The organism is Treponema sp. R6D11 (assembly GCF_054786075.1).
Map to the genome: position 1 here is coordinate 1 of NZ_BDHD01000268.1, position 1,800 is coordinate 1,800.

At 33.2% G+C, this 1,800-nt stretch carries 3 protein-coding genes; all 3 read right to left on the reverse strand.

Annotated features, from left to right (window positions below; all coding sequences use genetic code 11):
- Nucleotides 1-240 (reverse strand): hypothetical protein (locus tag ACYVTD_RS12135; RefSeq protein ID WP_461248017.1); only part of this gene is annotated, 240 nt, incomplete at its 3' end.
- Nucleotides 241-323: 83 nt separating this feature from the next.
- Nucleotides 324-1,256 (reverse strand): hypothetical protein, encoded by a 933-nt coding sequence (locus tag ACYVTD_RS12140; RefSeq protein WP_461248018.1) that lies wholly within the window; start codon nucleotides 1,254-1,256, stop codon nucleotides 324-326.
- Nucleotides 1,257-1,265: 9 nt separating this feature from the next.
- Nucleotides 1,266-1,800: TM1812 family CRISPR-associated protein (locus ACYVTD_RS12145; RefSeq protein ID WP_461248019.1), on the reverse strand; the 535-nt coding region annotated here is incomplete at its 5' end.

Here is a 1,800-nt window from a genome sequence, read left to right on the forward strand (position 1 = left end):
TGAATAGTTTACATTATGGGAATTCATTAAATGTTTTACGCTTATTGAAAGATTAGGATTTTGCTTCCATAGAGCGTTTTCTAAATTGATTTTACGACCGGTTCTCGCATAAATTGCAGTTTGAATATTGTCTAGGCTGTTGGAAAACGAGTATTTTAATACGTATCCGTTTTCTTTAAGAATAACCATTTCCTCAACACAGCCGCTTTGCCATGTAGGAACGGTCAATAAACTTTCCATCGTTTCCTCCTTTTTACGGCGTTTACTTGATATATTTATTAATGGCTGAGATTGGGAAAACTTAAGGTTTTAAAAGGGAAAATTTACTTGTTTTTTTCTTTCAAGTGGATTCTTATATCATCTAGGAATTTACCGAGATTCTTTGATGCCTGAGCTTCCGCGCTCTTTTGTTTAACTTTGTGGTGGTATTTTTGGTATATTTCGTATTGATTCGGCTCTTTACCTTCTTTTTGCCAAGTTTCAAGGACTTGACTATCAAGAACCGGATAAAGCCCTTCAAAATCTTTATAATTCTCTATGCAATGCAGCGTAAAGAGCGCTTTATAACAACCTCTGGCCCTTTCTTGTTTTTTCTTTAATAAATATTCTACAGTTTCCAGAATATGTTTTCTGTCAATTTTTATAAGATACTCATCAAGAGGATTTAAAATTTTATTTTCCATATAAATCGATGTTGTAGCAGAATTAAGAATATCTATTGTTTTACCATCTTCATTTTTATTATTATTTGTAAAATTAATACCGCATATATCCATAGCTTTAACGATATTAGTAGCTCTTTTTATACTTATTCCAAACCAGTCGGATACGGCTGTTATTTTTTCATCTTTTGTTAATTTTCGCCCTAAATTTCTTTCTTTCATTCTAAGAACGTCTTCTGAGTCTCGTATTTTTGCTTTTATTTCTTTTGGTATCCTAATATCTTCCGTATTATATTTACGATAAAAATTTGATTTTTCTTTCTTTAACGCTTTAGATAAATAATAAAAAAATATTTTTTTATCCGTTGGTATTTTATCTTTACGTTCCATAATTCGCTTGGTAACTACCGTAATTTCCTCCCCCATATTATTAATATTTTTTTTAAATGAAAAATCTTTACACCATGTATATATTTGCTCCAAAAGTTGGGTATAATATGTCAAAAAACGGTCAGATGACGATTCAACCAGCCATTTGGAATAAGTTTCAAAAATATTTTCTTTTAGTTGTTCTTCATTCTCGTATTTTTTCACACAATTCCCTTACATGGCAAAAAAATCTTTTAGCGTTTTCAATGCGTCATCGGCATTGGAAGCCCCCATTGAACCCATCAATTTGAAAAGATAATAAAGAGATGTTATATCATAAAGCTTGGGATTTTTCGGTTTTCCTTTGTCGAATTCGACTTTCCCGTAAATGATATATTGTACGACGGCCTCGCGGAATTCTTCGACAAAACGGAGGGCGCAAAACAGGGAAAGGGGTATGGCCTTGAAGCCAAAAGTTGTATCAACGTAAATTTCGGCATTACCTGGGATTTTTTCGGCTAAATCGGTGATTAGTTTGTTGTATGTTTTATTGGTAGGCTCAAAGTCAATTTCGATTGTATCATTGATGATAACTGCCCCTATTTCCTTGTTGATGTCTTCCAGTTCTTTGATGTATGCGTTTTTATTCTGCTCACATTCGCTAGTTTCCCCTTTTGTTAGGATGTAAATTACTGTTACTTTTTCATCTTTTTTGAGGGTCTTTGCGAGCACGCCATGTATTGGACAGCGGACGGGTTTTTCGTATTCG